Origin of the sequence: Bradyrhizobium sp. CCBAU 45389, from assembly GCF_028128625.1 — a bacterium.
Classification (GTDB): Bacteria; Pseudomonadota; Alphaproteobacteria; order Rhizobiales; family Xanthobacteraceae; genus Bradyrhizobium; species Bradyrhizobium liaoningense_B.
Window position 1 is genome coordinate 177,899 of sequence record NZ_LBIY01000098.1, and the last position, 23,693, is coordinate 201,591.

Consider the following 23,693-nt stretch of genomic DNA (forward strand, 5'->3'; position numbering starts at 1 on the left):
ATGTTGATGACACCGCCCAAACAGCCTGCCCCAGTCCGCATCGGCAACCACCTCCTGGGCGAGGGCGAGCCCTGCTACGTCATCGCCGAGATCGGCAACAACCATAACGGCGATTTCGACCGCGCCATCGCACTGGTCGACGCCGCGGTCGCGGCCGGCGCAGATTGCGCCAAATTCCAGATGCGCAAGCTCGACGAGGTCTATCGCGCCTCCTCGCTCTCCGGAAAGGACGACGACCTCGCCGTCGAGTACACGCTCGACCTGCTCCGCCGCTTCGAGCTGACGACGGAGCAGCAGAAGAAGATCGCCGACTACTGCGCCTCGAAGGGCATTCAATATCTCTGCACGCCCTGGGACGCGAAGAGCGTCGCGGTGCTCGAAGGTTTCGGCGTGCAGGCCTACAAGGTTGCTTCTGCCGATTTGACCAACCTGCCCCTGCTCGCCCGGCTCGCCGCGACCGGCAAGACGCTGATCGTCTCGACCGGCATGAGCACCACGGACGAGATCAAGACCGCGGCGAAATTCCTCGACGACCGCAACGCCGGCTACGTGCTGCTGCACTGCCAGAGCACCTATCCCGCAGCGCTGCACAACATCCATCTGCGCTTCATGGGGACGCTGCGCGAGATCCACCCGGTCGTCGGCTATTCCGGCCATGAGCGCGGCACCGCGGTGTCGACCGCGGCCGTCGCCCTCGGTGCCGTCGTGATCGAGCGCCACATCACGCTCGACCGCGAGATGGAAGGCCCGGACCATGCCGCGAGCCTGGAGCCGGAGGAGTTCAAGGCACTCGTCGCCGGCATTCGCGAGGTGGAAGCGGCGCGCGGCGAGAAGCTCGCCGAGCGCGCGCTCAGCCAGGGCGAGCTGATCAACCGCGAAAACCTCGCCAAGAGCCTCGTCGCGGCTCGCGACATCGAAGCCGGCACGGTCATCTCCGATGACGACATCGCCGTGAAGAGCCCGGGCCAGGGTCTGTCGCCGCTGAAGATGCCGGCGCTGATCGGCAGGACGCTCAAGCGCAGGATGTCGGCCGACGACTATTTCTTCCAGAGCGACCTCGACGAGGGCGCCGCGAAGGCCCGACGCTACCGCTTCGACCGGCCCTGGGGCGTCCCGGTGCGCTATCACGACACCGAGCGCTTTCTCGAGATCTGCGAGCCCGACATCATCGAATTCCATCTCAGCTACAGCGACATGGAGCGCGACCCGGCGGCCTATCTCTCCGGCACCTACGATATCGGCTTCGTCGTGCACGCACCGGAACTGTTCGCCGGCTCCAAGCTGATGGACCTCGCAACGCCCGACGAGGCGCTGCGCCGCTATTCGCTCGAGCAGACCCAGGCGGTGATCGACATCACCCGCGGCCTGAAGAAGTTCTTTCCCAAGACCAAACGTCCGCCGATCGTCGCCAATATCGGCGGCTTCACCATGGACGAGCCGCTGCCCCCGGAAGAGAAGGCCGAGCGCTACCGCATTTTCGCGCAGAGCCTGAAGGAGCTCGACATGGACGGCGTCGAGCTGACGCCGCAGACGATGGCGCCCTTCCCCTGGCATTTCGGCGGCCAGCGTCACCAGAACATCTTCATCTTCCCGGACGAGTCGGCCGCGTTCTGCGCCAAGCACGATTTGCGCATGTGCGTGGACATCTCGCACACCAAGCTCGCCGCCAATCATTTCGGCTTCGACTTCGCCCAAGGCCTCGCCCAGCTCGGTCCGCATACCGCGCACCTGCATTTCGGCGACGCCAAGGGGCTCGACGGCGAAGGCCTGCAGGTCGGCGAAGGCGAGATCGACTTCGACGAGATCGGACGGGTGCTGCGCAAGCACGCGCCCACCGCATCCTTCATTCCCGAGATCTGGCAGGGCCACAAGAACATGGGCGAAGGCTTCTGGACCGCGCTCGAGCGCCTCGAGGGACACATCTGATGGCGCGCAAGACGCTGGCCGTGATCGCCGCACGCGGCGGCTCCAAAGGCATCCCGCACAAGAACCTGCTCGATCTCTGCGGCAAGCCGCTGCTCGCCTGGACGGTCGAGCAGGCGCGCGCCGCGCAAGGCGTCGACGTGGTGGCGGTCTCGTCCGACAGCGACCGAATTCTGGAAGCGGCGGAAGCCGCAGGCGCGGTGGGCGTGCTGCGCCCCGACGACATTTCGGGCGACCTCGCCTCCTCCGAATCCGCCTGGTTGCACGCGCTCGAGGCCATCGACGAGCGGATGGGACGTTTCGAGCGCATCGTCGCGCTGCAGGCGACCTCGCCGATCCGCGAGCCGGGCGACATCGAGGCGGCGCTTGCGACCTTCGATCGCGAACATCTGGACAGCCTGCTCTCGGTTTGCGAGGTCGAGGACTATTTCAACTGGCGCATCGGCCAGAACGGGCCGGAGCCGATCAACTACGACTATCGCAACCGCCGCATGCGGCAGCAGATCGAGAAGCGTTATCTGGAGAACGGCTCGTTCTACGTGTTGATTCCTTCGCTCCTGCGCGAGCAGAACAACCGTCTCGGCGGCAAGATCGGCTTTCACGTGATGGAGCGCCACAAGATGTTCCAGATCGACCGCCCGGAGGACGTCAAGCTCTGCGGCGCCATCATGCGCAGTTACGGCTATGCCTGATCTCAGCGCCTTCTCCCTTGTCGGCAAGATCGCCGTCGTCACCGGCGCCTCGCGCGGCATTGGTGCTGCGATCGCGGCCGGCCTCAAGGAGGCCGGCGCCACGGTGTTCGGCCTCAGCCGTTCCGGGACCGCACCGCTGGGCATTATTGCGATGGCCTGCGATCTCTCCGACGATGCCGCGATCGGACGCGCTTTCGACGCCATCGCGGCGCAAGGCGGACGTATCGACGCATTGGTCAACGCGGCCGGCATCAGCCTTCCCCCGCAGGGCGCCGAAAGCGAGCTCGCGCGCTTCCGCGCCACCGTCGCGACCGACCTCACCGGCGTCTACGCCACGATCCTTGCCGCCTATCCGCTGCTCAAGACCACGGGCTCGGCCGCGATCATCAACGTCACCAGCATCAATTCGATCCGCGGGTTCCCCGGCAATCCCGGTTACGTCGCGGCGAAAGCGGGCCTCGCCGGGCTGACGCGCGCGCTCGCCGCCGACTATGCGAGCGACGGCATCCGCGTCAACGCGCTGGCGCCCGGTTACGTCGCGACCGAGATGACCGCGAAGAGTTTTGCCGATCCCGCCATGCACGAAGACCGGCGCCGCCACACCATGCTCGGCCGCTGGGGGCAACCCGCCGACATGATCGGCGCCGCCATCTTCCTGGCGTCGGACGCCTCGGCCTACGTCACCGGCCAGGAGATCTTCGTCGACGGCGGCTGGACCGCCAAGGGCCTCGCCATCAGCTCGGATAGCAAGTCGTGACCGCAACATTGCAACGCATCGGCTTCATGCAGGGACGCCTGTCGGCACTGGTCGACGGCAAGATCCAGGCGTTCCCGTGGGATGAATGGCGAGAGGAATTTCCCCGCGCCAAGGCGCTCGGCCTGACGCGGATGGAATGGACCATCGATCAGGAACGGCTGCGGGAAAATCCGCTCACGACCGAAGCCGGCCAGGCGGAGATCATCGCCCTGGCGCGCGAGAACGGCCTGCGCATTCCGAGCCTGACGGGGGACTGCTTCATGCAGGCACCGTTCTGGAAGGTCGACGCCGTCGTGCGCGACGCGCTCGTCAACGATCTCGATCTGCTGATTGCCGCCTGCAGCCGGATCGGCATCGAGTTCGTCGTGATCCCGCTGGTCGACAACGGCAAGATCGAACGCGAGAGCGAGAGCGACACGCTCAAGCGGGTGCTGATCGCCCGCCGCGAACAGCTTGTCAGACAGAACGTCAAGATCGTCTTCGAATCCGATCTGCCGCCGCGCGATCTCGCCCGCTTCATGGAGGCGTTTCCGGCCGACGTCTTCGGCATCAATTACGACAGCGGCAACAGCGCCTCGCTCGGCTATGACAGCGCCGAGGAGATCGAGGCTTATGCGCCGCGCATTCTCAATGTGCACGTAAAGGACCGCGTTCGCGGCGGCACCACCGTGCCGCTCGGCACCGGCAACGCCGATCTCGCCAAGACGATCCGGCTGATCGAGCACTCCGGCTACAAGGGACAGTACATCCTGCAAACCGCACGCGCCGCCGATGGCGACCATGCCGGCGCGCTCGCCAGATATCGCGACATGACGGTCGGCTGGATCGAGGACGCGGCGCGATGAAGCTCGAGCTGGAAGGCCGCGTCGCTCTCGTCACCGGCGCCAGCCGCGGCATCGGCCTTGCCATTGCCGCTGCACTTACCGCGGAGGGAGCGAAGGTCGCGCTGGCTGCACGCGGCTCGGATGCGCTGAACGCGGCGCGCGCGGCCATCGGCGGACAGAGCTCGATCCATGTCGCCGACGTCACCGATCCCGCCGCCGCCGCGGCACTGATCCAGGATGTCGAGCAGCAGTGGGGCCGCCTCGACGTCCTCGTCTGCAATGTCGGCAGCGGCGCCTCGGTCCCGCCAGGCAAGGAAACCGCGGCGGAATGGTCGCGGGTGATGGACCTCAACTTCTTCGCCACCACCAACACGATCGAGGCCGCGCGGCCGCTGCTGGCGCGCGGCAGCGGCGACCGCTCCATCGTCTGCATCTCCTCCATCGCAGGTATGGCGGCGCTGGGCGCGCCCGTGACCTACTATGCCGCGAAGGCGGCGCTGAACGCGACCGTGCGCGGGCTGGCGCGACCGCTGGCGCTCGAGGGCATCCGTATCAATGCCGTCGCCCCAGGCAATATCCTCGCCGCGGAAGGGACCTGGGCGCGCAAGCTCGCCGAGAACAAGGCCGCGGTCGAGGACATGCTTGCGCGCGAGGTGGCGCTGCGCCGGCTCGGCAAGCCTGAGGAGATCGCCGACCTCGTCGCGTTCCTTGCCTCGCCCCGTGCCGCCTTCATCACCGGCAGCGTCATGGTCGCCGATGGCGGCCAGTTGCGCAGCTGAACAGGAGTCTCCCGATGGCAAGCCCCTCCTCGCGCTATGACATCGCCGGACGCACCGCGCTCGTGACCGGCGCCGGCGGCCTGCTCGGGCGGCAGCATGTCGCCGCACTCTCGGAAGCCGGAGCGCGCGTCGTCGTCACCGAAATCGGCCTCGCGCAGGCCGAGGCGGCAGTCGCCGCATTGAAACAGGCCACGCCCTCCGCCGATCTGATCGCGCTCGCGCTCGATGTCACCGCACAGGATTCGGTGCGCGCCGCGAGCGATCAGCTCGCGGGCCGCGGCATCACCATCGACATCCTCGTCAACAACGCCGCGATCGATCCGAAGGTGACGTCGAGCCCCGGCGTCATGCACTCCTCGCGCTTCGAAGCGTTCCCGGTGCCGCAATGGCAGACCGAGATCGCGGTCGGCCTGACCGGGGCGATGCTGTGCGCCCAGGAATTCGGCGGCCAGATGGCCCGGCGCGGCCGCGGCGTGATCCTCAACATCGCCTCCGATCTCGGCGTGATCGCGCCGGACCAGCGGCTCTACCGCCAGCCGCATGTGACGCGCGAGGAGGAGCAGCCGGTGAAGCCCGTGACATACTCGGTGATCAAGCACGGGCTGATCGGCCTGACGAAATATCTGGCGACCTACTGGGCCGACCACGGCGTGCGGGTCAACGCGATCTCGCCGGGCGGCGTCTTCAACAACCAGGATCCCGCCTTCGTGGAACGCCTCACCCGCCTAATCCCGATGGGGCGAATGGCCGAGGTCGACGAATATCGCGCCGCGGTCCAGTTCCTCTGCTCGGATGCGTCGAGCTACATGACCGGGCAGAACCTGGTGATGGATGGCGGGCGGAGCGTGTGGTAGCGGCGGCGCACCCTCTCGACGAGAGCGAGACTGCTCTGCCCTGCGCTCCGATGATCGATCGATTTCCTTGCATCGTGCTAAGATCTGGACGGACGTCGTCACGCCTTAGGTTCGAGCATGATCTTTTCGGAAGACCACTTCAAACTCTTCCGGATCATGCTCTAAACGCGATGCCACCTTCGCGTTTGCCTTCTGGATCTTCTATACTCAGTTGGACACTGCGGAGCGGCGAAATAATCGAGTTCTGTCGGACAGCACCCACGGGAGAATAGGCCGGCCCAGCCTCTGCGCCCGCTCCTCCACAATGATTGCCGCGAACAGCGCAGCAATCTTCACCCAATATGTCGGCGTCGCAACGAAGTTCAGCATGCCGCCGATGTACATCACGTAGATGCCGTACAGCACGTAGAAAGATAGAGCCGCCGTCAGATATCGTTCGGCGATGATTGACCGGATCATAACAGCGGAGAGGAGCGCAGTGAGCCAACCAGCCCCCAGCAGAAAGAGCCAGCCGAAATAAGGACCAAACAGCTCGAAGAAGATTTCAGGAAATCCACCTGCGAATTGAAATCCGCCTGTGATGTGCTCCGTTGTCCGTGGCTCACCGATCGTCTCGGACATCAGGAACTGCGGCGTCGTGTTTCGTCCCGCAACGATGGGGCGGTCGAACAGGAAATCGAAGACGTGGCGCGCGTCCCACTCTCCGTTGACCAGTACGCGTTGATAGGACGCCCATCCCATCTCCGACGGCTGCACCAGAACGCGCTCGACAAACGCGGTCAGCGCCGCCTGACCTTCGAACCCGCGGACCCGGGTCAGATTCCAATAGAGCGCGAATGCAATCATCGCTGCCGTCAGCGCAATGACGCTCGCGCCGGCCAGCACGATGCGGCGGTCGGTAATCCGGGACAGCAGGCCGAACAAACTTGCGCTCCCAAGGTCTCGCGCCTGAACGAGCAGCACCGCGGAAAATGGTATGACAAAGAACGCGCTAAATCGGTAGAAGGGCGAGAAGCGCCCGCCTACCAGAAACATGTAGAAGATGAGGACGGCCAGCAAACTCACAAAGCGGTAATCGTATCGCTGGCGTCGCAATCGCTCGGCCACAAACATGGTCCCCCACCAGAAGCAGAGCATGTCACCTCGCTCGACCACCAGGCCATGGAGGACATTGGCCTGTTCGTTGAAGGTCCAACGCTCGATCTTGGCAAATAATGGTATGACGCCCCCCTGAATCAGGGCACCGAAAAGCAAGATCAAGAAGAGAACGGACGCGTAGAACGTGACGTCCGAGAGGGTCAGTTGAGATTGGGGCGCGGGCGGTTCGGGAGTTGGAGCCGACCGCGCCCATTCATCGAGCGCCCTCGAATTGAAGACCCAGAGGAAGGGAAGAAGCGTCAGAAAATACGCAATCGACTGGAACACCGTCATGACGCCGGGTCCAATGTACATCTGAAGTTGGGACGACAGCACCGGCCCCGTGAGATCGATATCGAGCGACGAGATCGTCCGCCATGCGAAGGTAAACAAAAGGAGGGCAAGACAAACGAAGATCGTCGACCTGAACAGCCCCAGCCAAACGATGAAGAGTAATATGGAGACTCCAGCCAAAAGGGTCATTGCCCAGGTCCTACTCGGGACGCGCCGGCCGCCTCAGAAAGAAGGTCAATAGACTGCCGAAGAGAAGTATGCCCAAGCCAGCCAGGATGGCTCTTTGCACGAGATTGACCTCCCTCGGCCCTTCCGTCGCGGGAGACGACCCATCCTGCGGACCCGTTACCCTCACGGTTTGTTCGAGATAAGTCAGTAGTGCGATGCGCGTATCGATGTTGAGCATCCTGTCGACCGAAGCCCCGGGATTTTCCACGAAGGCAGGCCCGGTTGAAACCCCGTCCGGCCGAACCGGCGTGAGGTCCATCTTGTTCTTCTTCAATGCATCGTTGAGCACCACTCTCGCATCTCGCAGGCGCGCGCGCACCGAATGCAGTAACTCCATTCTCGGCTCGAATATTTTCTGGTGTGCGGCCTGGATCGCAGGAATAGCCAGTCGAAGCAGGGTCACCGCCTCCTCTTTCGAGGCAGAGTTCGCCTCCAGACGAATCAACGAATCGCTAACAACGATACCGCGCAATGAGGTTCCGGCGAACGCCCCTCGCGCGTCGGGAAGCGCCTTCCGAGCATCGGCCAGAACAGCGACTTGAAATTGAGCCGCTCCGATTCGCGTCACCAGATCACGGGCACTCTCTACGGGCTCATCCGCTGCCCCGCCGAGCCCAAGAATGCTTTCAAGCCTGGGCATTGTACCAATCGTGATCATTGTGGTCGCAGTCCAGGATTCCACCTTCCGCCCCACGGCGAGGGAACCAAGAGCACCCAACAGAATCGCCCCGACCACGAGCGAAAGAACCCAATGTCTCCGCACTGCTTGGACGGCAACATGAAACCATCTCGCGAGCTGCAGAAGCACTGGAGCTCGCGGCGTACGCTCAGCCATCGGCATGTAACTATTGTCCCCGACAAATCCCCACAATAACAAGGGGGAACCCAATCGCTATCATACTGAGCTATCTATGGTTGATCAATCAGCCCATAGTAAAGGGTTAAGGATCGGCGCAAGATCGCCCGCCTGCCCTCCGGAGCCGGTTCAAGAAGATCCAGGACTTCTCCTTGCTCGTTGCCTCCGCGCGTCGCTGAGCGTAAACAGAGCACAACAGTTCCTGTCGCGGCGAGCAGCACGCCATTGGCAAGCGCTGTGCGGGGTCTGTGTCACTCAGTGTTGCGTCCTTCAAGCCTTTATCGACGATCGATCGATGCTGGGAGAATATCCGGCCGCCGCAGCTCAATCCAACGAGAAGCCAGAGCATTGCGACAGGAATATTACGCCGCCCACCTTCGACTGAGGTGCCGAGACGGAGAGCCGTCGTGCTGAGACAGGCCGTTATCCTCGTCGGCGGGCTTGGCACCCGGCTTGGCGAGCGCACCAGGCTGGTTCCGAAGCCGATGCTCGAAATCGGCGGACGGCCGTTCCTCGACACGCTGATCGACGAACTCGTCCGCTACGGCATGTTCGACGAAATCGTCCTGCTTGCGGGCCACAAGGCGGAGATCGTCGAGACGCACTACGCCGCGGCCGCCAGGGGACAGACGCGCATCGTCGTGTCGCGCGAGACCGAGCCGCTCGGCACCGGCGGTGCGCTCGTGCATGCGCGCGACCTCTTGCACGACCGTTTCCTGCTGCTCAACGGCGACTCGCTGTTCGACTTCAACCTGCTCGATCTGATCGCGCGTGCGCAGGGCGGCCGCGTTCACATGGCACTGCGCGACGGCGTCGTCGGAGACCGGTACGGGCGCGTCGTGCTCGACGGCGACGTGGTGCGTGATTTCATCGCGCCGGGTGCGGGCGCCACGGGGCCGGTCAATGCCGGCATCTACGTCGTCGACAAGTCCGTTCTCGCCGACATCGCGAAGCTGCCCGCTTCGCTCGAGCAGGACGTGTTTCCCGGCCTTGCCTCGCACGGCGAGCTGCGCGGCACCGCCTATCGCGGCTATTTCATCGACATCGGCATCCCCGATGATTTCGCGCGCGCCGATCGCGAGCTGCGCGAGAAGCTGCGGCGTCCCGCCGTGTTCTTCGACCGCGACGGCGTGCTCAACCACGATTCCGGCTACACGTTCGAGTCGCACAAGCTTGAATGGATCGAGGGGGCGCGCGAGGCGGTTAAGGCGGTCAACGACGCCGGCTATTTCGCCTTCGTCATCACCAATCAATCCGGCGTCGCGCGCGGCTATTACGAGGAGCATCACGTCGTCGCCCTGCACCGCTGGATGGCGGACCAGATGGCAGAGGTCGGCGCGCATCTCGACGCCTTCGAATATTGCCCGGATCATCCCGATGGAACCGTCGCGCGCTATTGCCGCGTCAGCGACCGCCGCAAGCCGGCGCCCGGCATGATCACCGACCTCGCGCAGCGCTTTCCGGTCGATATGACGCGCAGCATGGTGATCGGCGACAAGCCGAGCGACATCGAGGCCGCGCAGGCTGCCGGCCTCCCCGGCCATCTGTTCGAGGGCGGCAATCTCGAGGCGTTTGTTAGACGGCGCCTGAACCCGGTGGACAAGGCTTAGATCCGCCTTGCAAAAACTGCTGCATCCCCGGGCATTTGGCAGCTTTCGGGCGCTGCTCTGTTGCGCGCGACCGCCAGTGTGCTATAGCGCCATCTTGTTGCGAATACTGGCTTAATCGCCTTCTGGGGTCCGGCATGGCAGATCTGAGGGACGCCCGCGTCCTCGTTACCGGCAGCGACGGCTTCATCGGTTCGCATGTCGTTGAGGAGCTGGTGAAAGCCGGAGCCCGCGTCAAGGCGGTCGTCTACTACAACTCCTTCAATTCCTGGGGCTGGCTGGACACGGTTCCCGCCGACATCATGAAGTCCGTGGAGGTGGTCGCGGGCGACATCCGCGATCCGCATTTCATGATCGCGGCCGCCAGCGGCTGCACCGACGTGCTGCACCTGGCGGCACTGATCGCGATCCCCTTTTCCTATGTCGCGCCCGATTCCTACGTCGAGACCAATGTGCGCGGCACCGTCAACGTGCTCCAGGCGGCGCGCATGGCCGGCGTGCGGCGCTTCGTGCAGACCTCGACCAGCGAGGTCTACGGCACGGCGCAGGTCGTGCCGATCAAGGAGAACCATCCGCTGGTCGGCCAATCGCCCTACTCGGCCTCGAAGATCGCCTCCGATCAGATGGCGCTGTCGTTCCAGGCCTCGTTCGACATGCCGGTCGTCGTGATCAGGCCGTTCAACACCTATGGGCCGCGGCAATCGGCGCGCGCGGTGATCCCGACCATCATCAGCCAGATCGCGACCGGCAAGCGCAGGATCCGTCTCGGCGCGGTCAGTCCGACGCGCGACTTCTCCTTCGTCACCGACACCGCGCGCGGCCTGATCGCAGGCCTCACCGCACCGGCCGAGCAGTGCGTCGGCCAGACCATCAATCTCGGCAGCGGCTTCGAGATCTCGGTCGGGGCGACCGTCGAGATGATCGCGGATGTGATGGGCGTCAAGATCGAGATCGAGACCGACGAGGCGCGCCTGCGTCCGGCCAACAGCGAGGTCGAGCGGCTCTGGGCCGACAATTCCAAGGCACGCCAGCAGCTCGGCTGGAGCCCGGAGTTCGGCGGGATCGACGGCATGCGCCGCGGCATCGAGAAGACGGCAAGCTGGTTCACCAATCCCGCCAATCTCAGCCGATACAAGGCGGACGTCTACAATGTCTGAGGCAATTGTGGGAACGGCCGCAACCAGATCACCCGCCTTCGATCCGAAAGCCGTGGTCGATGCCGTCCGGCGCGCCGCCGGCACGCCCAACGGCATCCTCGGCCTGCACGAGCCGGTGTTTGCCGGCAACGAGGTCTCCTATCTCGAGGAGTGCATCAAGAGCACCTTCGTGTCCTCGGTCGGCCCGTTTGTCGACCGCTTCGAGCGCATGCTGGAAGAAGTGACGGGCGCAAGGCGCGCCGTCGCCGTCGTCAACGGCACCGCGGCGCTGCACGCCTGCTTCCACCTCGCCGGCGTCGAGCCCGGCGACGAGGTGATGTCGCCGGCGCTGACCTTCATCGCGACCACCAACGCGATCGCCTATTGCGGGGCGGTGCCGCATTTCATCGACAGCTCGCTCACGACGCTCGGCATGGACCCGCGCGCCCTCGCCGCGCGGCTCGAGGCGATTGCCGAGCGCACGCCCAAGGGCACGATCAATCGCGAAAGCGGACGCCGCATCGCCGCGATCTCGCCGATGCACACATTCGGGCATCCCGTCGAGCTCGACGAGATCGCCGCGATCGCAAGCGACTGGGGCATTGCGCTGGTCGAGGATGCCGCGGAATCGCTGGGCTCGACCTACAAGGGCCACGCCGTCGGATCGCAGGCGCGGCTCGCGGCGCTGAGCTTCAACGGCAACAAGATCGTCACCACCGGCGGCGGCGGCGCCATCCTCACCAATGACGAGGAGCTCGGACGCCGCGCCAAGCATCTCACCACCACCGCGAAGCTGCCGCACAAATGGGCCTTCGTGCATGACGAGATCGGCTTCAACTACCGCCTGCCCAACCTGAACGCCGCGCTCGGCTGCGCCCAGCTCGAGCAGCTCGACGGTTTCCTGGCGAGCAAGCGCCGGCTGGCTGCGGCCTATGAGCGCGTCTTTGCCGATGTACCCGGCGTGCGCTTCTCGCGCGAGCCCGATGGCACCACGAGCAATTACTGGCTGAACGCGATCCTGCTCGACGAGGCCTATGCCGGCCGGCGCGACGACGTACTCACGGCGCTGAACGAAGCCGGCTTCGGCGCACGCCCGGCCTGGACCCTGATGCACCGCCTGCCGATGTTCGCGCAGAGCCCGCGCGGCGATCTCGCCACCGCCGAATCGATCGAACGCCGCCTGATCAACCTGCCGAGCAGCGCCAGCATCAGGGCCCGCGATGAATAGCGGCGCGCGAAAGATCTGCTTCGTCACCGGCAGCCGGGCCGATTTCGGACTGCTGGTCTGGCCGATGCGCGCGATCCGCGAGACATCAGGCCTGACGCTTCAGCTCATCGCCACCGGCATGCATCTCGCGCCCGAGTTCGGCTACACCTTCAACACCATCCGCGACGAGGGCTTCGAGGTCGACGAGCGCGTCGAGACGCTGCTTGCCAGCGACACCGGCGCCGGCGTCGCGAAGTCGGTCGGGCTCGGCGTGATCGGATTTGCCGACGCCTTCGCACGGCTGCACCCCGATCTCGTGGTCCTGCTCGGTGACCGCTTCGAGATGTTCGCGGCCGCGCAGGCCGCGATGTTCATGCGGCTGCCGATGGCGCATCTGTTCGGCGGCGACGTCACCGAAGGCGCGGTCGATGAGTCCATCCGCCACGCCATCAGCAAGATGTCGCACCTGCATTTTGCCAGCAATGCGGGATCAGCGCAGCGGCTGGTCCAGCTCGGCGAGGACCCGTCCCGCATTCACACCATCGGTTCGGTCGGCATCGACGCGATCAAGCGTCTCGAGCTGATGGACCGCGACAGCATCGGCCGCGCGGTCGGCCTGCCACTCGGCGAGCGCAATGCGCTCGTGACGTTCCACCCGGTCACGGTCGAGGCTGGCCGCTCGATGGCCGAGCTGGACGAGCTGTTTGCGGCGCTGTCGGCGCTCGATCCCGCCTTCCGCCTCATCTTCACGCTCGCCAATGCCGATGCCGAGGGACGTGCGCTGAACGAGCGCACCAAGGCCTTCGCAGCCGCCCGGCCGAACACCATCGCAGTCGCCTCGCTGGGGCAGCTCCGCTATCTCAGCCTGATGAGCCAGGTAGACGTCGTGATCGGCAATTCGTCGAGCGGCATTCTCGAAGCGCCGTCATTCGGCGTTCCCACGGTGGACGTCGGCGACCGCCAGAAGGGACGCGAGCGCGCGGCTTCGGTGTTTCACACGGCGCCCGAACGCGGCGCGATCGGCGGCGCCATCGCGCAAGCGCTTCAGCGCGGCCGCAAGGACACCGTCAATCCCTATGGCGACGGCGACTCCAGCCGGCGATTTGCCGACATCATTGCCGGCATCCCGGATTTCGGGCAGCTCCTGAAGAAAAGCTTCCACGACCTTCCGGCAAGCGGAGCGCGGCCATGACGACGCACACGCTGATCATCGCGGAAGCCGGCGTCAATCACGACGGCAGCCTGGACAAGGCACTGGCGCTCGTCGATGCGGCAGCCGATGCCGGCGCCGACATCGTCAAGTTCCAGACCTTCAATGCGAAGGCGCTGGCCGGTGGAGCCGCGAAGAAGGCCGACTACCAGCAGCGGACGACGGACGCCGAAGAGAGCCAGCTCGCCATGCTGGAGCGGCTGGAACTGCCGCAGGCCGCTCACCACACGCTGATCGCGCGCGCCGCCGAACGCGGCATCGAATTCCTGTCGACGCCGTTCGATGACGCCTCGCTTGGCTTCCTGCTGTCGCTGAAGCTGCCGCGCATCAAGATCGGATCGGGCGATCTCACCAATGCACCGCTGCTGCACGCGGCAGCGCGGGCCGGCGCGACGCTGATCCTGTCGACGGGCATGGCGACCCTCAGCGAGATCGAGGAAGCGTTGGGCGTGTTGGCGCATGGCTACGCGCAGCGTAACGATCCTGCCGGCATCGCCTCGTTCCGCGCGGCATGGCGCGATCCGGCGGCACGCGCCGCGCTCGCGCGGCACGTCAGCCTGCTGCATTGCACGACCGAATATCCCTGCCCCATCGCCGATGTGAATCTCGCCGCGATGGCGACGATGCGATCCGCCTTCCAGCTTCCGGTCGGCTATTCCGATCACACCGACGGCTTCGAGATTTCAGTCGCCGCGGTTGCGCTCGGCGCAACGGTCATCGAGAAGCACCTGACGCTCGACCGCAATGCGCCCGGTCCCGACCACGCGGCCTCGCTCGAGCCCGACGATTTCAAGCGGATGGTCAGCGCCATCCGCAACGTCGAGGCCGCGCTCGGCGATGGCGTGAAGACGCCGAAAGAGTCCGAGGTCAGGAATGTGCCGGTGGCGCGCAAGAGCATCGTGGCGGCGCGCGCACTGAAGGCCGGCGAGATCATCGGCCCGGCCGATATCACCGCCAAGCGGCCGGGCGCGGGGCGGCCGCCGATCGAGTATTGGTCCCTGATCGGAACCGCGGCGCCGCGGGCGCTCGAACCCGACGATCCGGTCTAAAGCGCGATGGAATGCATCGCGCTTTAGGCTGTTTGTTTGAGCATGATCTTTTCGGAAAACCGCTGCGCACTTTTCCGGATCATGCTCTAGCGGCGAGGCTTTGCGGGAACCCCGCGCAGCACGGAGCCGGGCGGCCATGAACCCGTGACGACAGAACCCATCGCCACCAGCGTATCGTTGCCGATGGAAATGTGATCGCGGACACGGCTGCCGAGCCCGACAAAGCAATTGTCGCCGATCTCCGCGCCGCCGCCCACCACCGTTCCCGGCGACAGATGCGTGTAGTGCCCGACACGCACGTCGTGCTTGACGACTGCGGCCGAATTGATGATGCAGTGATGCCCGATCATGCTTCGCGCATTGACGATCGCGCCCGGCATGACGACGCTGCCCGCGCCGATCGTTGCCGACGGTGAGACGAACGCGCGCGGATGAATCACCGACGCCCAACGCTTACCGATTATCTGGCGACGCGCGGGCCCCGCCCGCATCGTTCCGATCCGACCACGAAGGCGGCATCCGGATAGTTCGGCGCAACATCGTCGGTTCCGAGATAGCGCGCATCCCCCAGCGTTCCCGGCTGGCGATCGAGGAAACCGACGACGTTGAACTGGCCCGACAGGAGCGCCGCCTCATAGACCATGAAGGCATGCTCGCCGCCGCCAATGATGATCGGATCGTCCATCGTGATTCCCTTATGCGCGCCTCGATCTTAGCGACCGGACCATGGCACTTCAAACCGCCGGATCGGGCCCGAAAACGCTAGAATTAACAAGGACAACGCAGGATCGCCTGGCGGGGTTGACGCCGCCTCTCGCAGCCGCGATATAGCAGGCTCAGCCGTGGGCGGCCCCCAATATCTGGCGTATGCGAGGCAGATTGCCATGAAATCCTGGCGTAAGGCCGTCGTTGGAACGCAGGCGACCGTGGGCGAGGCCATTGCCGCGATCGAGAGCGGCAGCATCCAGATTGCGCTGGTACTCGACGACCAGAACCGCCTGCTCGGCGTGGTCACCGACGGCGACGTCAGGCGCGGGCTGCTGCGCGGCATCCCGCTCACCGGGCTTGCCACCGACATCATGAACCGCGTGCCGGTGTCGGCTCCGGCGACGCTGTCCCGCGACGACCGCCTGCATCTGATGCGGCACAAGTCGATCAAGCAGCTCCCGCTTGTCGACGAAGGCGGCCATCTGGTCGTGGTGGAGACGCTCGATGAGCTGCTCGAGCCGCGCCACTACGCCAATCCGGTCCTGATCATGGCCGGCGGCCTCGGCGAGCGCCTGGGCGCGCTGACGCGCGACGTCCCGAAGCCCATGCTCAATGTCGGCGGCAGGCCCCTGCTCGAGACGATCGTCCGCAACGTGGTGCAGCAGGGTTTTTCCAACATCTACATCTCGGTCAACTACAAGGCCGAGACGATCAAGGGCCACTTCGGCGACGGCGCCGCCTTCGGCGCCAACATCCAATACGTGCACGAGACCGAACGGCTGGGCACCGCCGGTGCGCTCGGGCTGTTTCCGGCGCCGCCGGATCTGCCGATGATCGTCACCAACGGCGACATCCTCACCACGATCAATTACGGCGCGCTTCTCGACTTCCACAACGGAACGCCGGCGGAAGCGACGATGGCCGTCCGCGAGCACAAGGTGCACGTCCCCTATGGCGTCGTTTCCACGTCCGAGGGCTTTCTCCAGACCATTCGCGAGAAGCCGACCGAGAGCTGGTTCGTCAGCGCGGGCATCTACGTGATTGGAAGCTCCGTCTTCCGCCACGTCGCCCCCGGCGTCAGGATCGACATGCCGACCGTGCTGGAGCGGGTGATCGCCGACGAGGGACGCGTCGCGGTCTATCCGATCCGCGAATACTGGCTCGACATCGGCCGCCTCGAGGATTTCGAGCAGGCGCATGCGGAGTTTCATGAGGTCTTCCCGTGACCTCGACAAAAGCCGTCGTGATCGGTCTCGGCTCGATCGGCACAAGGCATGCGCGGATCCTGCGTGAGCTCGGCCTTGAGGTCGCGACGGTGAGCCGCCGTGACGGCGGCGACTATGGGTCGATTGAAGAGGCCGTCGCCGGTACGCAACCGGATTACGCGGTGGTTGCCACCGAAACCGCGCGTCATGCCGACGATTTGCAAGCGCTCGCGCAGGCCGGCTTCCGCGGCGCGGTCCTGGTCGAGAAACCGCTGTTCGCGACGGCGGCGGCGCCGCCGAAATATCCGTTCGCCCATATCAGCGTCGGCTACAATCTGCGCTTCCATCCGGTCATGACGGGCCTCATCGAGCAAATGCGGGGGCGCGAGGCGATCACGGTCGCTGCCTATGTCGGACAGGACATCAGGGACTGGCGGCCCGGCCGCGACCATCGCACCACCGCATCCGCCACAACCGACGCCGGCGGCGGCGTGCTGAGAGATCTCAGCCACGAGCTGGACTATCTGCTGTGGCTGTTCGGGCCGTGGCACCGCGTCGCTGCGCTCGGCGGCGCGTCCGGCGCGCGCGACATCGACGTCGACGACCATCTCGACCTGCTGCTCGACATGCAGCGTGCGCCGTCCGTCCACGTCCACATGGATTATCTCGACCGCCAGGGCATCCGCCGCATCCGCGTCAATGTCGACGACGACACCATCGAGGCCGATCTCATCGGCAGCCGCCTGACCGTCAACGGCAAGGCAACGGACATCCCCAGCGAGCGCGACCAGAGCTATCGCGACATGCATGTCGCGGCGATGCGGGGCGCGAGACCGGCCTGCTCTCTGCCCGAGGCGCTCGGCGTCGTGCATTTGATCGACGCCAGCGAGCGCGCGCTACGCAGCAAGACCTGGATATCGCCATGAGCCTCCTCTGCACCATCTGCGCGCGAGGCGGCTCGAAGGGGGTCGTCGGCAAGAATGCGCGCGATCTGCTCGGCAAGCCCGTGCTCGCCTGGAGCATCGCGCAGGCGCGCGAGACCGGCCTGTTCGATGCGATCGCCTTCAGCAGCGATTCGGACGCGCTGCTCGAAGCGGCGCTGAAGGCCGGCGCCGACATCGCGGTCAAGCGTCCGGACGAGATGGCGACAGATACCGCGCCGAAGCTGCCGGCGATCCGTCATTGTCTCGAGCAGGCCATGGCGCGAACCGGCACGACGCCGGAGATCTTCGTCGATCTCGACGTCACCTCGCCGCTCCGGCTCGCCTCCGACATCACCGGCGCGGTGGCCTTGCTGCGCGAGAGCGGCACCCGCAACGTCATCACCGGAGCGCCGGCGCGGCGCTCGCCCTATTTCAACCTGGTCGAGCAGCGCACCGACGGCAGCGTCGGCCTCTCCAAATCCGCCAATCCTCCGATCACGCGCCGGCAGGATGCGCCGCGCTGCTTCGACATGAACGCCTCGATCTATGTCTGGCGCGTCGCATCGTTCCTGGAGCAGCCCGCGGTCTTCTATCCCGACACGCGTCTGTTCGAGATGCCCGAGGAGCGTTCGATCGACATCGATTCCGATCTCGATTTTGCGCTGGTGGAACTGTTACTGCGCCAGCGACTGGCGGCCTGAGGGAGCTTAAGCGATGACCACGAGCTTCAAGGCTCTGTTCGACCTGACCGGCCGCACCGCCGTGGTGACCGGCGGATGCGGCATTCTCGGGCGTCGCTTCGCAGACGGCCTCGCCGAGTTCGGCGCCAATGTCGCGATCGTCGATCTCGATCAGGCCGCAACCGACGCTGCGGCCGCCGACCTCGCCTCGCGCCACTCTATCCGCGCCAAAGGCTATGGCTGCGACATCACCCAGCCCGGCTTCGTGCGCGCCACGGCCGATGCGCTCGAAGCCGACCTCGGACCGGTCTCGATCCTGCTCAACAATGCCGCGAGCAAGGCCCGCGACCTCGACGCCTTCTTTGCACCCGTCGAGACATTCTCGCAGGACACCTGGCGGGAGATCATGGCGGTCAATCTCGACGGCATGTTCAACGTCGCGCAGGTGTTCGGCGGCCGGATGGCCGAGCGCGGCTATGGCGCCATCGTGCAGACCGCCTCGATCTATGGACTGATGGCCCCGGACCAGCGCATCTACGAAGGCTCCGAATATCTCGGCCGCGCCATCAACACGCCCGCGGTCTACACCGCGTCCAAGGCCGGCGTCATCGGCCTGACCAAGCACCTCGCGACCTACTGGGCGGCGAAAGGCGTTCGCGTCAACACGCTGACGCCGGGCGGCGTCGAGAGCGGACAGAACGAAACCTTCAAGCAGCGTTACGGCGCCCGCATTCCGCTCGGCCGCATGGCCCGTGCCGACGAGATGGTCGGCGCGATGCTGTTCCTGGTGTCCGATGCGGCATCCTACGTGACCGGCCAGAACATCGCGATCGATGGCGGGCTGAGCGCATGGTAGCGAAACGCCAATGATCAAGCGCCTGATCCAGAATACAGTGATTTCGGCGTTTGCCTTCGGCGTGGCCGCGTTGCTTGGCCTTCTGGTCATCCCGCTGATTATCCAGACCTGGGGCGTGACCGAGTTCGGCCTGATCGTCATCTCGCGATTGCTGCTGCCCAGCGGCATGATGGCGGTCCTGGATCTCGGTCTGTCCGAGGTTGCCACCCAGGTGGTCGCGCGCGCGCGCGAGCACCGCAATTGGACGCAGGCGAGTCGCCAGATTGCTTTCCTGGGAGTGGTCTCGATCGCGCTCGCTTTGGCCCTGAGCGCGGTGATCTGGCTGGCGACGCCCTTGCTCGTCATCGTCATGAAGGTCGACGCCGCGTATCTGGAGGCGTTCAGCCGGATCATGCATTACACGGCCCTCGCGAACCTGATCTTTGTTCCGGCGCTGGTATGGGAAGGCATTATCAAGGGCTTCGAGCGCTACAACCTGCTCCGCGTCGCGGAGGTCACCTCGACGGCGGGGTATGTCGGACTGACATTTGCGGCCGCCTCGATGGCGACAGGCTTTGAAGTGGTCGCTTATATCTATCTCGCCACGCTGGTGGCCCGCGCCGTCGTCATCGGAATCGCCGCATTCGTCGCCCTGCGGTACAAGCACGTGCGGTTGCTGCCGTGGACGCGCGACATCCGCCGGGATATTCTGCATCGTTGCGTGCTGCTCCTGCAAGGCAAGCTGATGGGCAGCATTTCCGGCCCCCTCCAGCCGTTCCTGATCGGATTGCTGTTCGGCCCCAAGGCTGTCGGCACCTACGACGCGCTGGTGCGATTGTCGCGGGTCTCCAAGATCGTCGTCAGCCTTCTGACATCCGCCTTGCTCCCCGTTGCCAGCCGCCTCGACGAGCGCGGCAGCGTGGGATCGTTCCAGCGCCTCGGCGACCTCGGCCTCGTCATGATGCCGATGTTCGTGGTGCCGCCGCTTGCCGCAACCGCGATCCTCTCGCCCGAGATCATGAACATCTGGATTGGTTCCCTGCTGACGCCGTATGCGTTCTGGATGGGCCTGAGCTTCCTGGTTCCGATCTGCGCGCAATACGTGACAATCGGGAGCCTGATCTTTCTGACCCGACCCGAGGTGCAGGCCCGGCTCAACAAGCTGATGGCCATTCAGCTCCTGATCTGGGCGGCGGTCTCCGCCGCGACATTGCATCTGTTCGCGGAACGTGCGCTGATCCTCGGCCAGGTCGTCGGCAGCATCGCGGTCCTGCCCTGGCAGCTGGAAGAATTGCGCAGCGCACTCGCACTCGAGCGCAATCGCTTCATCAAGGTGCTTGGAACCCAGTTCGCTATCCTGGTGCTGGCAAGCATTTTTCTAGCGACAATTGCAGGTTACATTCGCTTTGACAGCGTGCTAAAGCTCGCGCTCTGTTCCATGGTTTTCTGCCTGATCACCTGGGTGCTCCAATACTTCCTGGTACTCGACAAGCGGCACCGGACTGTATTTCCGGCGGTCGGACAATTAATGGGACTGACATCCAAAAGCAGTTGAATGAACATCCGCGCGACAGACACGAAAGCCGTCCCCACAGATTTCCCTCCAGCCTCGTTGTCGGATAGGGTGGCGACTTATGCGCTCGACGCGGCAAAGAGCGTCGGCCGCCTCGCAATGCGCCGCGTGAAGCGCACTGCCAATGTCGTGGATTCCGAGTACAACCTGTTGCATTGGCAGCGAACGCTGTCGGAAAAAAGCTGGACGAGGTGCGCAAGCATCGTCGACTTCCTCGCCCCAGCGAATTCTGCGAGTGATCTTCGCAAGGTCGACAATCAGATCTGCAGGGTCGCCGCCGACGACTACTATCGCTATCGCGCGAGAGCTCTCGGCGAACTGCTCGCCCGGTACACGGGGGACGCCACGGAGATCATCGAGCTCGGCGCGGGCTGCGGCGTCAACCTGCTGTCGCTCCACCTCAATCATCCCGATTGGCGGCTGCGCGGCTTCGACATCGCGCCGAACGGCATCGCAGCCGGCCGCGAAATCGCCGCGTATTATGGCCTGTCGGACCGGATCTCGCTCGACAGGATCGACCTGACCGACGGCAACGATCCGAATTATCCCGCGATCGCGGACCAAGTCGTCTTCACCTATTTCTGCATCGAGCAGATTCCCTATGACGTCCGGAAGGTCGTGGACAACATCATCGCGGCGAGGCCGAAGCGCGTCATCAACATCGAGCCGACGACCGAGCTGCTGAACCTCGCAAGTCCGCGAGATATCGTCAGCTTCCTCTACATCCGCTCGGTCGACTACCAGACGCAGTTGTTCTCGATCCTCGACGACTACGAGCGGCAGGGCCGCGTCCGCATTTTGGCTAGAGAGCGGATGCCGTTCGCGCCGACGATCCACAATGATGGTTTTTTATACTGCTGGGAGCCCCTATGACAACCATCAACCCCGCCTCGGATGCACCTGCCGTCAAAAAGCAGAAGATCAACCAGCTCCGCCGCCTGCTGTGGCACGTCAATCGCACCGATCTCGGTTGGGTGACCAAGACCGCGATCGCGAGCATGCAACCGGGCGCGCGTGCCAGGCGCCGCGCCGTTCTCGACGGGCTGCCATCGTCGCCGGATTGGAGCGAAGCAAGCCGCAAGCTCGCCCATGACGGCTACATCGACGTCACCTCGCTGGTCGATCGCTCGCTAGCCGAAGCAGTTCTCGACGTCGGCCAATCCAAGGTCGCGCGGCTCAATGAGCTTTCGGGCAAGCAGCAGCTCGGTCACAAATCGTTCTGGGTCAGCCTGCTCGACGAGGATCTCGTCAACGGCGCGTTCGCGACCGACCATCCCTTCGTGCGCTACGCGTTGCAGCCCGGCATGCTCCGCGTCATCGGCGACTTCATGCACGACCTGCCGCAATTGTCGGACGTGCTGCTCACCTTGTCGCGTCCGACCGAGAACAAGACGCTGAGCTATTCGCAGCTCTGGCATCTCGATCACGACGACAAGCGCGTCTGCAAGCTCTTCATCTATCTCACCGACGTGCGCGACACCGCCGACGGCCCCCTCACCTTCATCCCGGCACCGGCGTCGCGGCCGTTCCGCAACACGATCAAGAGCCACATGAGCGATGACAAAGTCTTCGCGAAGGTGGACCGCTCCGCGGTGAAGGAGCTGGTTGCGCCGCGACTGACATCATTCATCGTCAACACCGCACGTTGCCTGCACATGGGCAGCCGGATCTTCTCGGACCGCACGCGCCTGCTCTATACGGCGACCTATATCCAACCGCCGCGCATGTTTCCTGAACCCCCGCCCCGCTTCCGCGCCGTCGGCCCCGTTTCTGACATCGAGCGCGCGGTGATGCGCCTCTGATCCGTCCGGACAGGAACCTGATCATGCGTGTCGGCCTGGTGGTCGATCACCCCAAGCGTGACCTGCCGGGTGCAGTCATGCTCGGCTATCAACTCGCGCGGCGCGGCGTCTCGGTCGTGCTGGTGCCGATGTACGAGCAGGCCGTCGATGTCCCGCGGCTCGGGCTCGACGCGCTGGTCGTCAACTATGCGCGCCCGGTCAATCTCGACCTGATGCGCAGCTTCGCCAAGGCGGGCCTTGCGCTCTACGTGCTCGACACCGAAGGCGGCGTGCTCGCCGAGAAGGGCGGCAACTCGCCGCCGGCGATGGCCGCACACATCAAGGGCAGCGGCTACGCCGAGATCCTGGCCGGCTATTTCTTCTGGGGCAGCCGGCTGCACGACGCCTTCCGGGCGGCAGGAACCATGAAGCCGGAGCAGCTTCACCTCACCGGATGCCCGCGTTTCGATTTTGCGGCGCCACGCTGGCGCGCGCTGCTCGACGGCGAGCCGCGCGGCTATCTGCTGGTCAACGCCAACTTCCCGCTGGTCAATTCACGCTTCACCGGCAAACCGGGCGGCGAGCGCGAGGCGATGGTGCGCGCCGGCTGGGACGGCGCCTATGTCGACCGCTTCATCGCGGACCTGAAGCAGGTCTTTGCGAACTACCTCGCCGAGATCGACCGGCTCGCCGCGGTGCGGCCTGACCGCACCGTTCTCGTGCGTCCGCATCCTTTCGAGAGCGAGGATGTCTATCGCAACGCACTCGCGCGCCATGGCAACGTCCTGATCGACGGCACCGGCAGCGTGCTCGACCGCATCCGCAACGCGGCCGCCGTCGTGCACCTCAACTGCGGCACGGCCGTCGAATCCGTCCTGCTCGGAAAACTGCCGCTCCAGCTCGAATATCTGAACACGCCCGTCACCGCCGGCCATGCCGCCCTGCCCGCGCGCGTGAGCCGCCCGGTCACTTCGTTCGACGAGCTGCTTGGCGCGATCGACCACGTCGAGCGCGAGACCGAAACCTTCGATTTCGCGCGCGTCCACGCCGCCGATATCGAGGCGTTCTTTCACCTCAACGACGGACAGGCCGCCGAACGGGTCGCCGACGTCCTGACTGCTGAGGGCAATTCGCGCCGGCCTTACGTGTCGCTGCTGGCGACCGTGAAGGGCACGCGCGACAAGCCGAGCATCGGCCAGATCGTCAAGGGCGCCGCGAGCGCCGTGCTCGGATCGGCCATCACCGAACGGCTGCGCAGCCGGTTCAATCCGGCCCGGCGCGACAAGCGGATCGAGCCGGTCTTCGTCAGGACCCTGCTTCAGCGTATCGCAACTCATGACGGCGCGAGCCCGTCGCAATTCACCGCAACGCGCGCGCATTGCGCGACCACGGGCTTGCCGCTCGCGAGCATTGCCATCGAACCCGCCCGATAGAC

At 65.0% G+C, this 23,693-nt stretch carries 23 protein-coding genes; 19 read left to right on the top strand and 4 right to left on the bottom strand.

The window, feature by feature from the left end; genetic code table 11:
- Positions 1–6 precede the first annotated feature (6 nt).
- Genes XH79_RS36850 through XH79_RS36875 form a run of 6 tightly spaced genes read left to right on the top strand, consistent with a single transcriptional unit; the run spans position 7 to position 5,829 of the window.
- Positions 7–1,926, top strand: a complete 1,920-nt coding sequence (locus XH79_RS36850) for an N-acetylneuraminate synthase family protein (RefSeq protein WP_245003788.1) — start codon at positions 7–9, stop codon at positions 1,924–1,926.
- Positions 1,926–2,615 (top strand): acylneuraminate cytidylyltransferase family protein, encoded by a 690-nt coding sequence (locus XH79_RS36855; protein ID WP_212342756.1) that lies wholly within the window; start codon positions 1,926–1,928, stop codon positions 2,613–2,615. Before XH79_RS36850 ends, XH79_RS36855 begins: the two co-directional genes overlap by 1 nt.
- A complete protein-coding gene (locus tag XH79_RS36860; RefSeq protein WP_212342754.1) occupies positions 2,608–3,372 on the top strand; it encodes an SDR family oxidoreductase in 765 nt (254 codons plus the stop codon). Before XH79_RS36855 ends, XH79_RS36860 begins: the two co-directional genes overlap by 8 nt.
- A complete protein-coding gene (locus XH79_RS36865; RefSeq protein ID WP_271584858.1) occupies positions 3,369–4,217 on the top strand; it encodes a sugar phosphate isomerase/epimerase family protein in 849 nt (282 codons plus the stop codon). Before XH79_RS36860 ends, XH79_RS36865 begins: the two co-directional genes overlap by 4 nt.
- Positions 4,214–4,975: an SDR family NAD(P)-dependent oxidoreductase gene (locus XH79_RS36870; protein ID WP_271584859.1), complete on the top strand. Its 762-nt coding sequence runs from the start codon at positions 4,214–4,216 to the stop codon at positions 4,973–4,975. Before XH79_RS36865 ends, XH79_RS36870 begins: the two co-directional genes overlap by 4 nt.
- A gap of 14 nt (positions 4,976–4,989) precedes the next feature.
- On the top strand, positions 4,990–5,829 hold the full coding sequence (locus XH79_RS36875) for an SDR family oxidoreductase (protein WP_271584860.1): 840 nt from the start codon (positions 4,990–4,992) through the stop codon (positions 5,827–5,829).
- Positions 5,830–6,036: 207 nt separating this feature from the next.
- On the opposite strand, the gene XH79_RS36880 is transcribed toward XH79_RS36875, so the two are convergent.
- Positions 6,037–7,449 (bottom strand): DUF6418 domain-containing protein, encoded by a 1,413-nt coding sequence (locus XH79_RS36880; protein ID WP_271584861.1) that lies wholly within the window; start codon positions 7,447–7,449, stop codon positions 6,037–6,039.
- A gap of 10 nt (positions 7,450–7,459) precedes the next feature.
- Positions 7,460–8,146: a hypothetical protein gene (locus XH79_RS36885; RefSeq protein WP_271584862.1), complete on the bottom strand. Its 687-nt coding sequence runs from the start codon at positions 8,144–8,146 to the stop codon at positions 7,460–7,462.
- A gap of 605 nt (positions 8,147–8,751) precedes the next feature.
- Here XH79_RS36885 and XH79_RS36890 point away from each other — a divergent pair.
- From XH79_RS36890 to neuB, 5 genes are all read left to right on the top strand, one after another.
- Positions 8,752–9,954 carry an HAD-IIIA family hydrolase gene (locus tag XH79_RS36890; RefSeq protein ID WP_212342730.1) on the top strand — a complete coding sequence of 401 codons (1,203 nt, stop codon included), beginning with the start codon at positions 8,752–8,754 and terminating at the stop codon, positions 9,952–9,954.
- A 134-nt stretch (positions 9,955–10,088) separates the two neighbouring features.
- Positions 10,089–11,108: an NAD-dependent 4,6-dehydratase LegB gene (locus XH79_RS36895; protein ID WP_212342728.1), complete on the top strand. Its 1,020-nt coding sequence runs from the start codon at positions 10,089–10,091 to the stop codon at positions 11,106–11,108.
- On the top strand, positions 11,101–12,315 hold the full coding sequence (locus tag XH79_RS36900; RefSeq protein WP_271584863.1) for a LegC family aminotransferase: 1,215 nt from the start codon (positions 11,101–11,103) through the stop codon (positions 12,313–12,315). Before XH79_RS36895 ends, XH79_RS36900 begins: the two co-directional genes overlap by 8 nt.
- Positions 12,308–13,486 (top strand): UDP-N-acetylglucosamine 2-epimerase, encoded by a 1,179-nt coding sequence (neuC, locus tag XH79_RS36905; RefSeq protein ID WP_271584864.1) that lies wholly within the window; start codon positions 12,308–12,310, stop codon positions 13,484–13,486. Before XH79_RS36900 ends, neuC begins: the two co-directional genes overlap by 8 nt.
- The gene (neuB, locus tag XH79_RS36910) at positions 13,483–14,553 is read left to right on the top strand and encodes an N-acetylneuraminate synthase (protein ID WP_271584865.1); all 1,071 of its coding nucleotides are present in this window, start codon (positions 13,483–13,485) and stop codon (positions 14,551–14,553) included. The genes neuC and neuB overlap by 4 nt, the downstream gene beginning before the upstream one ends.
- A gap of 86 nt (positions 14,554–14,639) precedes the next feature.
- On the opposite strand, the gene XH79_RS36915 is transcribed toward neuB, so the two are convergent.
- Positions 14,640–14,993, bottom strand: coding sequence for a DapH/DapD/GlmU-related protein (locus XH79_RS36915; protein WP_271584866.1), 354 nt, complete (start codon positions 14,991–14,993; stop codon positions 14,640–14,642).
- A 20-nt stretch (positions 14,994–15,013) separates the two neighbouring features.
- A complete protein-coding gene (locus XH79_RS36920; protein WP_271584867.1) occupies positions 15,014–15,238 on the bottom strand; it encodes a PglD-related sugar-binding protein in 225 nt (74 codons plus the stop codon).
- 199 nt (positions 15,239–15,437) lie between these two features.
- Between XH79_RS36920 and XH79_RS36925 the strand changes: the two genes are divergently transcribed.
- From XH79_RS36925 to XH79_RS36960, 8 genes are all read left to right on the top strand, one after another.
- Complete coding sequence (locus XH79_RS36925) at positions 15,438–16,487, top strand: nucleotidyltransferase family protein (RefSeq protein ID WP_271584868.1); 1,050 nt, start codon at positions 15,438–15,440, stop codon at positions 16,485–16,487.
- A complete protein-coding gene (locus XH79_RS36930; protein WP_271584869.1) occupies positions 16,484–17,392 on the top strand; it encodes a Gfo/Idh/MocA family protein in 909 nt (302 codons plus the stop codon). The genes XH79_RS36925 and XH79_RS36930 overlap by 4 nt, the downstream gene beginning before the upstream one ends.
- Complete coding sequence (locus XH79_RS36935) at positions 17,389–18,090, top strand: acylneuraminate cytidylyltransferase family protein (RefSeq protein WP_271584870.1); 702 nt, start codon at positions 17,389–17,391, stop codon at positions 18,088–18,090. The genes XH79_RS36930 and XH79_RS36935 overlap by 4 nt, the downstream gene beginning before the upstream one ends.
- A gap of 13 nt (positions 18,091–18,103) precedes the next feature.
- Complete coding sequence (locus tag XH79_RS36940; RefSeq protein ID WP_271584871.1) at positions 18,104–18,925, top strand: SDR family oxidoreductase; 822 nt, start codon at positions 18,104–18,106, stop codon at positions 18,923–18,925.
- 10 nt (positions 18,926–18,935) lie between these two features.
- Positions 18,936–20,459, top strand: coding sequence for an oligosaccharide flippase family protein (locus tag XH79_RS36945; protein ID WP_271584872.1), 1,524 nt, complete (start codon positions 18,936–18,938; stop codon positions 20,457–20,459).
- Positions 20,460–20,528: 69 nt separating this feature from the next.
- A complete protein-coding gene (locus XH79_RS36950; RefSeq protein ID WP_271584873.1) occupies positions 20,529–21,350 on the top strand; it encodes a class I SAM-dependent methyltransferase in 822 nt (273 codons plus the stop codon).
- Positions 21,347–22,279 carry a hypothetical protein gene (locus XH79_RS36955; RefSeq protein WP_271584874.1) on the top strand — a complete coding sequence of 311 codons (933 nt, stop codon included), beginning with the start codon at positions 21,347–21,349 and terminating at the stop codon, positions 22,277–22,279. Before XH79_RS36950 ends, XH79_RS36955 begins: the two co-directional genes overlap by 4 nt.
- Positions 22,280–22,302: 23 nt before the next feature.
- Complete coding sequence (locus XH79_RS36960) at positions 22,303–23,691, top strand: surface carbohydrate biosynthesis protein (RefSeq protein WP_271584875.1); 1,389 nt, start codon at positions 22,303–22,305, stop codon at positions 23,689–23,691.
- The last annotated feature ends 2 nt before the right edge of the window (positions 23,692–23,693 follow it).